This window comes from Pectobacterium artocarpous (genome assembly GCF_046159765.1).
Taxonomy (GTDB): Bacteria; Pseudomonadota; Gammaproteobacteria; order Enterobacterales; family Enterobacteriaceae; genus Pectobacterium.
Genome location: NZ_JBJXVK010000005.1, coordinates 130,782 through 143,396, shown reverse-complemented (window position 1 = coordinate 143,396; position 12,615 = coordinate 130,782). Strand labels below are relative to the sequence as shown.

Below are 12,615 nucleotides of genomic sequence, written 5' to 3'. Positions count from 1 at the left end.
GCACAACAGACTATCGGTCGAACACTGATTTTAGCTACACCAGACCACGACTATGGCGAATGATTACCCGCGGTTAGTGAATACGGAGTCTACCAAACCGTAGTCTACTGCCTCACTGGCAGAGAGGAAACGATCGCGCTCGGTGTCTCTCTCTATCGCTTCAAGAGGCTGCCCCGTATGTTTCGCCATCAGCTCATTCATCTTGGCTTTCACTTTCAGTATTTCCTTGGCATGGATTTCAATATCCGTAGCCTGCCCCTGGAAACCACCCAACGGCTGGTGAATCATAACGCGCGAGTTAGGCAGGCAAATACGTTTGTCTTTAGCACCCGCAGCCAACAGGAACGCGCCCATTGAGCAAGCCTGTCCCATACAGATCGTACTGACATCCGGCTTGATAAACTGCATGGTGTCGTAAATGGACATACCGGCAGTAATGACGCCACCTGGAGAGTTAATGTACAGATAAATGTCTTTTTCTGGGTTTTCAGCTTCCAGAAACAGCATCTGTGCCACAACCAGATTCGCCATGTGATCTTCAACCTGACCAGTCAGGAAGATTATCCGTTCTTTTAGCAGACGGGAATAGATATCGTAAGAACGTTCCCCACGTGAGGTCTGTTCAACCACCATCGGCACTAACGCCATATGAGGTGCTTGTCTTTCTTGTTCGCCACTGTATGACATTCACGTCTCCTAGATAAAATGCGTCCGGTACTCTTGTTACGTTGTTCAAGCATTGCGTTCAATTCTACTAGAGATAGGGGGGGATGACTACGGCACCCTATCCCTACACGGCTGAACAACCTATCCGGCCGAGAATTCTTACCTGCTGTGCCTACTTTTCCTCTCCAGTGAGTGGGGGCACGCGCATTGAATTTCAAGCTTACACTATCAATCGCTCTCTATTAAAGAGCCAATTATTTTATTATTAACACGTTATCGGTAAGGCAAACCTGTGGTTTAACTCCTTGCCTGACCTCATAAAATCTTTGCCTCGTTTAATAATAGTGCAATTTCAGGCGGCCATTCCTCGTCTATACGACAGGCACTGTGGGGGTAAAATACCAGAGATAATGCACGATCAAAACGGTAACCATCTGGCAGCAGGATTGAGCTAGTCCATAAGCAAAAAGCCCGCGCCATAAGGCACGGGCTTTTGATAGGGAAAGCTCCCTGCTACGCAATAAACAATGTTTATGCTGTAGCGGTTTGATTCATCAGTTCGTTGAAGCTTACTGATTTCTCAACGACTTTCGCTTTAGCAAGCACAGTTTCTACCGCTTGCTCTTCCAGCGCGACATTACGCATGTTGTTCAGCAGCTCTTTGTTTTTGCTGTAGAACTCGATAACTTCCTGCGGATCTTCGTAAGCAGAAGCCATCTCTTCGATCAGTGCGTTAACGCGTGCTTCGTCAGCTTTCAGCTCATTGCTGCTGATGACTTCACCCAGCAACAGACCGATAACAACGCGGCGTTTAGCTTGCTCTTCGAACAGCTCTCGCGGTAATTCCAGCGCTTGCTTCTCGTTGCCGCCAAAACGCTGTGCAGCCTGACGACGCAGAACATCGATTTCACCATCGATCAGTGCCGCTGGCACGTCGATTTCATTTGCGTTGATCAGTCCGTCCAGAACCTGAGTTTTCACACGGTTACGCACCGCACCTTTCAGTTCACGTTCCATATTTTTACGGACTTCAGCACGCAGACCTTCCTGAGAACCATCCGCCACGCCGAAACGTTTGATGAATTCTTCAGTCAACTCAGGCAGTTCACGCTCTTCAACTTTCTTCAGGACGATAGCGAACTGAGCCGCTTTTCCTTTCAGGTTTTCAGCGTGGTAGTCTTCAGGGAAGTTCACATCGATAGTGAATTCTTCGCCAGCTTTGTTCCCAACAACGCCATCTTCAAAACCTGGGATCATGCGATTCTGGCCCATTGCCAGAACGAAATCGGAAGCTTTGCCGCCTTCGAAAACTTCACCGTCGATAGAGCCAGTGAAATCGATAGTGACACGATCTTCCGCTGCCGCAGCGCGGTCAGTTTCTTTCCAGGTCGCCTGTTGCTTACGCAGCGTTTCCAGCATGGTATCAACGTCAGCGTCAGTCACTTCAACAACCGGTTTTTCAACTTCGATTGCATCCAGACCTTTTAATTCAACTTCCGGGTACACTTCAAACTCAACAGAGTAAGTGAAGTCGCCGCCTACAGCGTATTCGCCAGGGATGTAGTTAGGCGCGCCAACCGGATTAATTTTTTCTTTGATGATAGCGTCAACAAAGTTGCGCTGCATCAGGTCACCCAGTACGTCCTGACGCACAGAGGCACCATAACGCTGAGCAACAACATTCATCGGCACTTTGCCTTTACGAAAACCGTCAATACGTACTTTTTTGGCCGCGTTGACCAGCTCGCTCTTCACCGCACTCTCAATGATGTCAGCCGCAACGGTAATCGTTACGCGACGTCCCAGACCTTGAGTGGTTTCAACTGAAACTTGCATCTTGTTACCTCAAAAAATCACAGTGATCGGTCAACCCCAAAACTATTCTCGCGACGAAAAATCTCACGACAGCAAGGCTGATTCAGCACTGGCACCAAGGCGCACAGACTTAAATAAACCTCGCAGAACCGGGAAATTGCCAACCCCGTTCCCTGTAGTCAGAAGCGTCCCGAATACATTCAGGAAAAATAGACGCGGCATTATAGCGGTATAGAGAGGATGAGTCGAGAACGGCGGGTGGACTATTACAGCAACAGATTCACACTTTTGGTCAGTAACCCGCCCCGATATATCAGGAACGGGCCATATTAATGACTAAGAGAGGATGCCTGCACCACCACAAGGTGGTGAAGAAGATACGGCATTTTGCAAACTGGCCCACTCTTTTGTCGAATACGTATGTAACGCTAACGCATGAACCGAACCTGCAAGCTCTTCTGCCAGTACGGCATAGACTGCGCGGTGCCGCCCAATCACGCGTTCCCCCGTGAATTTATCGCTGACCAGCACAACTTTAAAATGGCTTTCCGCTCCCGCAGGCACGTTGTGACGATAGCTTTCATCGATCACCTCTAAATGAACAGGCTCAAAACCCACTCGCAGCTTTTCTTCTATCGTTTCACGCATCATACGGCTACCCTTTCGGCTTGGGGAAAATGTGATATCAACGCGACATTGCTGCCACTCAACTGCAACTTACCGATGCCCGAATCATTATAACCTTAGCGTTTTTTCAACCTGTTATGCGTAAAGACGGCCTGACAAAGAAGAAAAATATTCGCAACGCATTGATATATCATCGGCGGTCTTGATGTGATAAAAACGGTTTTTTCAGGCCAATGGCACGAAAAAGATGAATTTCAGAACAATTTACCTGCTATCGGCTCTTTTTCCTGCCTGTGGCGATGATATGATATCAACAATATTTGTCGGCTCACCACACTAATCATTACTGAGAAAATACGAATGTTAAAAAAATTATTTTTCCCTCTTCTGGCCGTAATCTTGCTTGCAGGATGTGCAGCAAAAAGTAACACGCTGAACATCACGCCTAAAATTAGCCTACCTTCCCAGGATCCGACCCTGATGGGCGTAACAATTAGTATTAATGGTGCGGATCAGCGCGCCGATCAGGCTCTGGCAAAAGTGAATCGCGACGGCCAACTGATTACGCTGACACCTTCCCGCGATCTGCGTTTCCTGTTGCAAGAAGCGCTGGAAAAACAAATGACCGCGCGTGGTTATATGATCGGCACAGGCGGTCCGGTAGCGTTGCAGATCGTGGTTAACCACCTTTATGCCGACGTTTCAGAAGGCAACCTGCGCTACAACATCACGACCAAAGCCGATATCTCCATCATTTCTCAGGCGGCAAACGGCAACAAGCAGGTGAAAAACTACCGTTCAACCTATAACGTTCAGGGTGCTTTCACCGCCAGCAACGACAAAATTACCGATGCGGTTAACACCGTGTTAGGTGATGTCATCAATGACATGGCACAAGACACCAGCGTAAGCAGCTTTATCAAAGAAAACGCCCGTTAATTTCTATACGCCGCTTCCCTTGCTTCTGAACGCTTTCGGAGCAAGGGAAAGGATTCTTCATGTTTAGTCGCATCATTGCTTTATTCAGCCAACGTAATTCGCTTTTTATGCTGTTGCTTGGCTTTGCTTCCGGTTTACCACTGGCATTGACATCCGGCACATTGCAAGCGTGGATGACCGTCGAGAATGTCGATCTGAAAACCATCGGTTTTTTCTCTTTAGTGGGTCAAGCCTACGTATTCAAGTTCCTGTGGTCCCCTCTCATGGATCGCTATACCCCGCCGTTTCTTGGCAGACGCCGGGGCTGGCTGATTCTCAGTCAACTCCTGCTCATTGCCGCCATTATTGGCATGGGGTTTATGCATCCGGCACGCGATCTCTGGTGGCTGGCAGCGCTGGCCGTAATGGTCGCGTTCTGTTCGGCTTCTCAGGATATTGTTTTTGATGCTTATAAGACGGATTTACTCCCGCCGGAAGAACGCGGCACGGGCGCGGCAACCTCAGTCTTAGGCTACCGACTGGCCATGCTGATTTCTGGCGGGCTGGCGCTGTGGATGGCGGATCGCTATCTTGGCTGGCAGGCAACGTATTGGCTCATGGCAGGGCTAATGCTGATCGGGGTGTTCGCCACCTTGTTAGCACCGGAACCACTAAATAGCCAACCGGCGCCGCGCACCATGGAGCAAGCCATTGTTGCCCCTCTACGCGATTTCTTCGAACGCAACAACGCCTGGCTTATTCTGCTGCTTATTGTTTTATACAAGCTCGGTGACGCCTTTGCGATCAGCCTGACGACCACCTTCCTGATACGCGGCGTTGGTTTCAATGCTGGTGATGTCGGGCTGGTTAATAAGACGCTTGGACTGGTCGCCACCATTGTGGGGGCGATTTACGGTGGATTATTGATGCAGCGGCTCTCGTTGTTCAGAGCGCTGATGCTGTTTGGTATCCTTCAGGCCGTGTCCAACGCGGGATACTGGCTGTTGGCTATCACCGCCAAAAGTTTGTTCACTATGGCTACCGCGGTTTTCCTGGAAAATCTCTGTGGTGGGATGGGAACAGCGGCATTCGTCGCGCTCTTGATGACGCTGTGTAATAAATCATTCTCAGCTACACAGTTTGCCCTGCTTTCCGCCCTTGCGGCTGTCGGACGAGTGTACGTTGGCCCAATCGCTGGCTGGTTTGTCGAATCCTACGGCTGGGCATGGTTCTATCTGTTCTCGATTTTGGCCGCCTTACCGGGCCTGGTAATCCTGATGATTTGCCGCGAGACGCTGGAATTCACCCAGAAAACCGACACCTTTCAGTTGCGTACACACTTCCAGAATTATTACAGGAAGGCCTTACGTGTACTGGGTTCAGGGGTGATATTGCTGACGCTGTGGCTCATGCTGCTCATTAGCAATGCAATGGAATGGTCTTCATTGCCCCAACTGGCAGAATACCTGCTCGCCGCAGGCTGTACACTTGCTCTGCTGGGCATTTTCTTCGGTAGTTTGTTGGATTATCTGTCGCTTGGGCGCGCATCAAAACCATCAAAATACTGACGGTTTTCGTTCAGGTAGCAGATGAATGCTGCCTGAACTTATTACATTTTTCCTTTATTTAATTATTTTTCCCATAATTATCTTGCTAGCGAGAATTTTATTTCCTCGTAAAATCTTGCAAAATTCATTTCATTCGTTATCAAAAACGCGAATTGAACAAAAATTTTCACCGAACCGGAAATAGAAAATAAGCGCTAGCGCGGGTTGTAATTTCTTATTATCCATCCATACTCTTATCGGAGTAGCCACTTAATTTGCTGTTTTTAAAAATTATTTTTATTTTTGGCTATTCTTGTGACATTAAGGGCAAAAACCAGCAACAACCGGCTGACATAACCTTAATCATGTTTACAGTGCAGTAACCTTCCCGTAAAATGCCCGCTCGCGTGAAATGACAATAGAGCCCTTGTTATTGAGGTCGCTAGATGAGACTCAGGAAATACAATAAGATTTTTGGGATGCTGTCTTTATCTGCAGCCACTGCTCTGCTGAGCGGTTGCGATATGGCACTGATGAACCCCAAAGGAGAGATCGGGTTAGAGCAAAGATCGCTAATACTGACTGCCATCGGGCTGATGTTGATCGTTGTGATTCCCGTTATCGTTATGACGATAGCTTTTGCCTGGAAGTTTCGTGCTTCCAATGAAAAGGCAAAATATACCCCGAACTGGTCACACTCCAATAAGATAGAAGCAGTAGTTTGGACTGTGCCAATTATCATTATCATCATTCTTGGCACAATTACCTGGAAGACGACCCACTCGCTTGATCCCTACAAACCATTGGAATCAGACGTCAAACCTATCAATGTCGAAGTTGTTTCGCTCGACTGGAAATGGCTGTTTGTTTACCCGGATCTGGGCATTGCGACGGTTAACGAACTGGCTTTCCCTGCCAACGTACCGGTTGCATTCAAGATCACATCCGACTCCGTGATGAACTCCTTCTTCATTCCTCGTCTTGGTGGACAGATTTACGCCATGGCCGGTATGCAGACGAAGCTCCACTTGATCGCTAACGAACCGGGCAAATATGACGGTATCTCTGGCGGCTACAGTGGTAAAGGCTTCTCTGGCATGAAGTTCACCGCGATTGCCACGCCGACTCAACAAGAGTTCGACCAGTGGGTTGCGAACGTTCGTGCGTCCTCCAAGACACTGAATACCATGGATGAATTCAACACATTGGCTAAGCCAAGTGAATTCCATCCTGTCGAATACTTCTCCAGTGTCCAGCCGGATTTGTTCAATAATATTATTCGCAAATTCATAGGCAACGACATGAACATGCAACATCATGGTGAAGGCATGAAGTCTGACGAAAACATGCAACACGGTGAGGGTATGAACATGGGTGAGCATAGCTCGCACAAAGGAGCCGAGGGATAATACGATGTTCGGAAAACTTACACTTGATGCGGTTCCGTATCACGAACCCATCATTATGGTCACCGTGGCGGCGATCATCGTCGGCGGCCTTGCGCTGCTGGCGGCAATAACCTATTTAGGTAAGTGGAAATGGCTGTGGGCCGAATGGTTCACCTCCGTCGACCACAAGAAAATCGGTATCATGTATATCATCGTCGGTCTGGTGATGATGCTTCGTGGTTTTGCCGATGCCATCATGATGCGCGGCCAACAGGTGCTGGCTTCTGCCGGGCAAGAAGGCTTTCTAAACCCTCATCACTACGATCAGATTTTCACCGCGCACGGTGTCATCATGATCTTCTTCGTGGCGACGCCGTTTGTTGTTGGGCTGATGAACCTTGCAGTTCCCTTGCAGATCGGTGCGCGTGACGTTGCTTTCCCATTCCTGAACTCCCTCAGCTTCTGGCTGTTTGTGGTTGGTGTTATTTTGATCAACCTCTCTCTCGGGATCGGTGAGTTCGCTCAAACGGGTTGGGTGGCATATCCACCGCTTTCAGGTAAGGAGTACAGTCCCGGCGTCGGGGTCGATTACTGGATATGGAGTCTACAGATATCCGGTGTAGGTACCACGCTGACGGGTGTTAACTTCTTCGCCACCATTCTGAAGATGCGTGCGCCTGGCATGACGCTGATGAAAATGCCAGTATTTACCTGGACGGCACTGTGTACCAACGTGTTGATCATCGCCGCATTCCCAATATTGACCGTTACCATTGCGCTGCTGACGCTTGACCGTTACCTCGGCACCCATTTCTTTACCAATGATATGGGTGGCAACATGATGATGTACATCAACCTGATTTGGGCGTGGGGTCATCCTGAGGTGTACATTCTGGTGCTGCCAGTCTTCGGTATTTACTCTGAAGTCGTTGCCACCTTCTGTAAGAAACGTCTGTTCGGCTACACCTCACTGGTGTGGGCAACCATTGCAATTACGGTTCTGTCGTTCATTGTTTGGCTGCACCACTTCTTTACCATGGGGTCCGGCGCGAACGTTAACGCCTTCTTTGGCATAGCCACTATGATTATTTCAATCCCGACAGGGGTTAAAATCTTCAACTGGCTGTTCACCATGTATCAAGGCCGTATTCAGTCCCATTCTGCGATGCTGTGGACCACTGGCTTCATCATCACCTTCACCATCGGTGGTATGACCGGGGTTCTGCTAGCAGTACCGGGCGCGAACTTTGTCCTGCACAACAGCCTATTCCTGATTGCTCACTTCCATAACGTGATCATCGGCGGCGTGGTGTTCGGTTGCTTCGCGGGTATTACTTACTGGTTCCCGAAAGCCTTTGGCTTCACCCTGAACGAAACCTGGGGTAAGCGCGCGTTCTGGTTCTGGATTATCGGTTTCTTCGTTGCCTTCATGCCGCTGTACGTCCTCGGCTTCATGGGGATGACACGTCGTCTGAGCCAGCAAATTAACCCTGAATTCCACGCCTTGTTGGTTGTGGCGTCCATCGGTGCGGTATTAATCGGTATCGGTGTGCTGTGTCAGGTTATGCAGTTCTACGTCAGTATCCGTGATCGTCACCAGAACCGCGATTTGACGGGCGACCCATGGGGTGGACGCACGCTTGAGTGGGCAACATCTTCTCCTGCACCATTCTATAACTTCGCTATTGTTCCGCACATCAACGAGCGTGACGCGTTCTGGGAAGCGAAAGAGAAAGGTGAAGCTTACAAGCGCCCTGCCAGCTATGAAGAGATTCACATGCCGAAGAACACCGGTGCCGGTGTGATTATCTCCGCATTCGCCCTGGTATTCGGTTTTGCCATGATCTGGCATATCTGGTGGCTGGCCATCGTCGGCTTTGCTGGCATGATTGTGACCTGGATTGTGCATAGCTTTAATCAAGACGTGGATTACTACGTGCCGGTTAAAGAAATTGAGCAAATTGAGAATCAGAATTTTGATCAACTCAGTAAGGCAGGCGTGAAACATGTCAACTGAAACTCTGACTAACCACAATACTGCCCATGCCGAGCATGGGCACCACGACACAGGCGCTACCAAGGTATTCGGCTTCTGGGTCTACCTGATGAGCGACCTGATCATTTTCGGGTCACTGTTCGCAACGTACGCGGTGCTGGTTAACGGCACTGCAGGTGGCCCAAGCGGGAAGGACCTTTTCGATCTGTCCTTTGTGCTGGTGGAAACCTTCGCTCTGCTTTTCAGTAGTATTACCTACGGCATGGCGATGATCGCCATGAACAAGGGTAACAAGTCTCAGGTTAACGCCTGGCTGGCTGTGACCTTCCTGTTTGGTCTGGTGTTTATCATGATGGAAATCTATGAATTCCATCACCTGATTGCTGAAGGCTACGGCCCGGATCGTAGCGCGTTCCTGTCTGCCTTCTTCGCACTGGTCGGCACTCACGGGATTCACGTAACAGGCGGTCTGATCTGGTTGATCATCATGATGATTCAGGTGTCCAAACGTGGCCTGACTGCAACCAACAAGACACGTCTGATGTGTCTGAGCCTGTTCTGGCACTTCCTCGACGTGGTATGGATCTGTGTCTTCACCGTTGTTTATCTGCTGGGGGCGATGTAATGAGTCATTCAACAACCGATCATTCAGGTGCCAGCCACGGTAGCGTGAAGTCATACGTGATAGGTTTTGTACTGTCAGTCATTTTGACCGTCATTCCTTTCAGTATGGTGATGAGCGGTACTGCGTCGCATAGCGCCATTCTCTTCACGGTGGTGGGATGTGCAGTAGTTCAAATTCTGGTGCATCTGGTGTACTTCCTGCACCTTAATACGTCCTCAGAAGAGCGCTGGAACGTGGTGGCTCTTGTGTTTGCCGTCCTGATTATCGCCATTGTCGTCGTGGGCTCCATCTGGATTATGATGAGCGCACACCACAATATGATGATCCAGTAACCGAGCCGTAAAAGATGATTAAGCAATACCTGCAAGTTACTAAACCAGGAATTATTTTCGGAAATCTGATTTCCGTTATCGGTGGATTTCTCCTTGCGGCCCAGGGCCGCATTGATTATCCCCTGTTTCTCGCCACCCTTGTGGGAGTGTCGTTAGTCGTTGCATCTGGCTGCGTGTTTAACAACGTCATTGACCGCGACATCGACAAGAAGATGGAGAGAACCAAAAATCGGGTTCTGGTAAAGGGACTGATTTCGCTGAAGGTAACGCTGGTTTACGCATCGCTGTTAGGTATTGCGGGTTTTGCTCTGCTGTACATCGCGGCTAACCCGCTGGCCATGTGGCTGGCGGTGATGGGCTTCGTCGTGTATGTCGGCGTGTATAGCCTGTATATGAAGCGGCATTCTGTTTATGGCACACTCATTGGCAGCCTGTCTGGCGCTGCGCCACCGGTTATCGGTTACTGTGCCGTCAGCAATCAGTTCGATGCTGGTGCGTTGATTCTGCTGCTGATCTTTAGCCTATGGCAAATGCCGCATTCATACGCGATTGCGATTTTCCGCTTTAAGGATTATCAGGCAGCCAACATCCCGGTTCTGCCCGTAGTGAAAGGTATCTCCGTTGCGAAAAACCACATTACGCTGTATATCGTGGCGTTTGCGGTCGCAACATTGATGCTGTCTCTCGGCGGTTATGCAGGTTACAAATATCTGGTCGTTGCCGCAGCCGTTAGCGTGTGGTGGCTGGGTATGGCGTTATCGGGCTATAAAAATGCGATTGATGACCGCGTGTGGGCAAGAAAGCTGTTTGTTTTCTCCATCGTCGCGATTACCTCGCTGAGTGTCATGATGTCTGTGGATTCAATGGCTCCTGCGCATGAAGTCCTGCTGACCTACCTGCGTTAATCACAAGCGGTACGCTGTGCACTACAAAAAACAGGTGGCTTGTCCGCCTGTTTTTTTATGGCGTGCTTCCTGCACGTCCCCCTTCAGGCCGTCGCAAAGCGACGTTGAAAAACGCGCTATGCATTTTTTCTTTTTCTCTTTCCCACTTATCTCTCCGCCAAATCACGTAACAAACCTGTCGTTTACTGTCTGCCCAATAACGCACTAAAATAGCGCCAATTGTTTTCCGAGGTACGAATGAACGATAATAAAATGACGCCAGGCGAATTACGCGCCACATGGGGTCTGGGAGCCGTCTTTTCACTGCGCATGCTTGGCATGTTCATGGTGTTGCCTGTTCTGACGACTTACGGCATGGCCTTACAAGGTGCCAGTGAAGCGCTGATTGGTATTGCGATTGGTATTTATGGCCTAATGCAGGCGATTTTCCAGATTCCCTTCGGCTTGGTCTCCGACCGTATCGGTAGAAAACCCCTGATTGTCGGGGGATTGCTGATTTTTGCACTCGGTAGCGTTATCGCCGCCCTGAGCGACTCCATCTGGGGTATTATCCTTGGGCGAGCATTACAAGGCGCGGGCGCGATATCCGCGGCCGTTATGGCACTGCTTTCTGATCTGACGCGTGAACAAAACCGAACCAAAGCGATGGCGTTTATCGGCGTGAGCTTCGGTGTTACCTTTGCTATCGCGATGGTCGTTGGCCCTATCGTTACCCACGCTTTTGGCCTACAGGCGCTCTTCTGGGGCATCGCCTTTCTGTCACTCGCTGGCATTGTCATCACCCTCACCCTGATTCCTTCTGCTCCTGCACATATCCTGAATCGAGAATCAGCGATGGTACGCGGCAGTTTCCGCAAAGTTCTCGGCAACAGTCGCCTGTTGAAACTGAATATCGGCATTATGTGCCTGCATATTTTATTGATGTCGAGCTTTGTCGCCCTGCCCCGCGTAATGGAATCCGTGGGGTTGGCACCGCAAGAGCATTGGAAAGTCTATCTGGTCACGATGTTGATCTCTTTTGCTGGCGTCGTGCCTTTCATTATTTATGCCGAAGTGAAAAGACGGATGAAGCAGGTTTTCATCGGCTGCATCGCGGTGTTGATCGTTGCAGAAGTTGTCCTATGGGCGGCAGGTAACCATCTCTGGCAAATTATCATCGGCGTACAGCTCTTCTTCCTGGCTTTCAACGTGATGGAAGCGCTGTTGCCATCGTGGATTAGCAAGGAATCTCCGGCGGGATACAAAGGTACGGCGATGGGGGTATACTCCACCACACAGTTTATCGGTGTGGCGATTGGCGGGAGCCTCGGCGGTGGTCTGTTTGAGTGGTATGGCGCTTCGGCCGTGTTTATGGCTGGTGCGGCTATTGCGGCTATCTGGCTACTTGTCAGCGTCACCATGCTGGAGCCGCCGTATCTCAGCAGCCTGAGAATCACACTGTCTGATTTAGCGTTGCAGGATAGTGAGCTGGAACAGAAGATGCGTACTCAGCCCGGCGTTGCCGAAGTCGTTATCGTGCCGGATGAGTACAGCGCCTATGTGAAGATCGACAACAAAAAGACAAATCGGCAGCAGCTAGAACAACTAGCAGGTCAGGTCTGACTAATCATCACCACTTCCTGAGGAGGTAGTGTAAGGCTGACAAAGTCCGTATGTCGGTAGTAACGGATAGATCGTAAAGACGCTGTAAATACGTCCCTGTACGCTCGGATTGCGCCATCCCTGGCGCAAACGCTTTACTCTTCTATTCCGTTACTACCGTTCTCGTTCAATAAATAGGTTTGTCAACAGCGAAT

At 49.7% G+C, this 12,615-nt stretch carries 11 protein-coding genes; 8 read left to right on the top strand and 3 right to left on the bottom strand.

Going from position 1 to position 12,615, the window contains the following annotated elements:
• Positions 1–63: 63 nt before the first annotated feature.
• From clpP to bolA, 3 genes are all read right to left on the bottom strand, one after another.
• The gene (gene clpP / locus ACKQAD_RS04845; RefSeq protein ID WP_409159105.1) at positions 64–687 is read right to left on the bottom strand and encodes an ATP-dependent Clp endopeptidase proteolytic subunit ClpP; all 624 of its coding nucleotides are present in this window, start codon (positions 685–687) and stop codon (positions 64–66) included.
• A 510-nt stretch (positions 688–1,197) separates the two neighbouring features.
• A complete protein-coding gene (gene tig / locus ACKQAD_RS04840) occupies positions 1,198–2,502 on the bottom strand; it encodes a trigger factor (RefSeq protein WP_409159104.1) in 1,305 nt (434 codons plus the stop codon).
• 315 nt (positions 2,503–2,817) lie between these two features.
• Positions 2,818–3,132, bottom strand: a complete 315-nt coding sequence (bolA, locus tag ACKQAD_RS04835; RefSeq protein ID WP_409159103.1) for a transcriptional regulator BolA — start codon at positions 3,130–3,132, stop codon at positions 2,818–2,820.
• 336 nt (positions 3,133–3,468) lie between these two features.
• Between bolA and ACKQAD_RS04830 the strand changes: the two genes are divergently transcribed.
• The 8 genes from ACKQAD_RS04830 to ACKQAD_RS04795 all read left to right on the top strand — a co-directional run bounded on the left by ACKQAD_RS04830 (position 3,469) and on the right by ACKQAD_RS04795 (position 12,421).
• Positions 3,469–4,047 carry a lipoprotein gene (locus ACKQAD_RS04830; RefSeq protein WP_225087222.1) on the top strand — a complete coding sequence of 193 codons (579 nt, stop codon included), beginning with the start codon at positions 3,469–3,471 and terminating at the stop codon, positions 4,045–4,047.
• Positions 4,048–4,106: 59 nt separating this feature from the next.
• On the top strand, positions 4,107–5,594 hold the full coding sequence (gene ampG, locus ACKQAD_RS04825; protein ID WP_409159102.1) for a muropeptide MFS transporter AmpG: 1,488 nt from the start codon (positions 4,107–4,109) through the stop codon (positions 5,592–5,594).
• 425 nt (positions 5,595–6,019) lie between these two features.
• The gene (cyoA, locus tag ACKQAD_RS04820) at positions 6,020–6,982 is read left to right on the top strand and encodes a cytochrome o ubiquinol oxidase subunit II (protein WP_409159101.1); all 963 of its coding nucleotides are present in this window, start codon (positions 6,020–6,022) and stop codon (positions 6,980–6,982) included.
• 4 nt (positions 6,983–6,986) lie between these two features.
• Positions 6,987–8,978 (top strand): cytochrome o ubiquinol oxidase subunit I, encoded by a 1,992-nt coding sequence (cyoB, locus tag ACKQAD_RS04815; RefSeq protein ID WP_409159100.1) that lies wholly within the window; start codon positions 6,987–6,989, stop codon positions 8,976–8,978.
• Positions 8,968–9,582, top strand: coding sequence for a cytochrome o ubiquinol oxidase subunit III (locus ACKQAD_RS04810; RefSeq protein ID WP_409159099.1), 615 nt, complete (start codon positions 8,968–8,970; stop codon positions 9,580–9,582). Before cyoB ends, ACKQAD_RS04810 begins: the two co-directional genes overlap by 11 nt.
• Positions 9,582–9,914 (top strand): cytochrome o ubiquinol oxidase subunit IV, encoded by a 333-nt coding sequence (locus ACKQAD_RS04805; RefSeq protein ID WP_010282099.1) that lies wholly within the window; start codon positions 9,582–9,584, stop codon positions 9,912–9,914. The genes ACKQAD_RS04810 and ACKQAD_RS04805 overlap by 1 nt, the downstream gene beginning before the upstream one ends.
• Positions 9,915–9,928: 14 nt before the next feature.
• Positions 9,929–10,819, top strand: a complete 891-nt coding sequence (gene cyoE / locus ACKQAD_RS04800; RefSeq protein WP_409159098.1) for a heme o synthase — start codon at positions 9,929–9,931, stop codon at positions 10,817–10,819.
• Positions 10,820–11,056: 237 nt separating this feature from the next.
• On the top strand, positions 11,057–12,421 hold the full coding sequence (locus ACKQAD_RS04795) for an MFS transporter (RefSeq protein ID WP_409159097.1): 1,365 nt from the start codon (positions 11,057–11,059) through the stop codon (positions 12,419–12,421).
• Positions 12,422–12,615: the final 194 nt, after the last annotated feature.

Bases quoted from the DNA above. Each gene is read 5' to 3' on its own strand.
- ACKQAD_RS04795 (WP_409159097.1), top strand. From the start codon at position 11,057: ATGAACGATAATAAAATGACGCCAGGCGAATTACGCGCCACATGGGGT.
- ACKQAD_RS04830 (WP_225087222.1), top strand. From the start codon at position 3,469: ATGTTAAAAAAATTATTTTTCCCTCTTCTGGCCGTAATCTTGCTTGCA.
- ACKQAD_RS04810 (WP_409159099.1), top strand. From the start codon at position 8,968: ATGTCAACTGAAACTCTGACTAACCACAATACTGCCCATGCCGAGCAT.
- clpP (WP_409159105.1), bottom strand. From the start codon at position 687: ATGTCATACAGTGGCGAACAAGAAAGACAAGCACCTCATATGGCGTTA.
- ampG (WP_409159102.1), top strand. From the start codon at position 4,107: ATGTTTAGTCGCATCATTGCTTTATTCAGCCAACGTAATTCGCTTTTT.
- cyoE (WP_409159098.1), top strand. From the start codon at position 9,929: ATGATTAAGCAATACCTGCAAGTTACTAAACCAGGAATTATTTTCGGA.
- tig (WP_409159104.1), bottom strand. From the start codon at position 2,502: ATGCAAGTTTCAGTTGAAACCACTCAAGGTCTGGGACGTCGCGTAACG.
- ACKQAD_RS04805 (WP_010282099.1), top strand. From the start codon at position 9,582: ATGAGTCATTCAACAACCGATCATTCAGGTGCCAGCCACGGTAGCGTG.
- cyoA (WP_409159101.1), top strand. From the start codon at position 6,020: ATGAGACTCAGGAAATACAATAAGATTTTTGGGATGCTGTCTTTATCT.
- bolA (WP_409159103.1), bottom strand. From the start codon at position 3,132: ATGATGCGTGAAACGATAGAAGAAAAGCTGCGAGTGGGTTTTGAGCCT.
- cyoB (WP_409159100.1), top strand. From the start codon at position 6,987: ATGTTCGGAAAACTTACACTTGATGCGGTTCCGTATCACGAACCCATC.